The sequence below is a fragment of the Streptomyces sp. T028 genome (genome assembly GCF_048159505.1).
Lineage (GTDB): Bacteria > Actinomycetota > Actinomycetes > Streptomycetales > Streptomycetaceae > Streptomyces.
The window spans coordinates 1-603 of the sequence record NZ_JBLRVZ010000144.1; the positions used below are offsets into that span (position 1 = coordinate 1).

At 69.7% G+C, this 603-nt stretch carries 1 protein-coding gene; it reads right to left on the minus strand.

Annotation, left to right across the window (positions count from 1 at the left end):
• A partial coding sequence (locus ACLZN2_RS50985; RefSeq protein ID WP_416987106.1) for an AMP-binding enzyme occupies positions 1-603 on the minus strand: 603 nt, incomplete at both ends.

The following is a 603-nucleotide window of genomic DNA, read 5'->3' on the forward strand; positions in this document are numbered from 1 at the left end:
CCAACGACACCGCCAACAGCGAATGCCCACCCAACTCGAAGAAGTTGTCCTCCACCCCCACCCGCTCCACACCCAACACCTCGGCGAACACCTGGCACACGACCTCTTCCGCCACCGTGACAGGACCGCGCCCACCACCAGCGGCCGCATACTCCGGCGCGGGCAACGCGGACCGGTCGACCTTCCCGTTCTCCGTGAGGGGCAGCTCATCCACGATCATCACCGCGGCAGGAACCATGTACTCCGGCAACCGTCCGGCAGCGAACGCCCGCAGACCCTCGCTGATCACCCCGTCGCCCTCGGAGACGGCGTACGCGACGAGGCGCTTGTCACCGGGGGTGTCCTCCCGAGTGATGACGACGGCCTGGGCGACCTGGGCGTGGGTGGCCAGAACCGCCTCGACCTCCCCGGGCTCGACCCGGAAGCCACGCACCTTCACCTGGTCGTCCGCCCGCCCCACGAACACCAGATCGCCATCAGCCGTCCAGCGGGCCAGATCCCCCGTCCGATACATCCGCTCACCCGGCGCCCCGAACGGACACGCCACAAACCGCTCCGCCGTCAGGGCAGGCTGAGCCTGATAGCCGCGGGCCAGACCCGCCC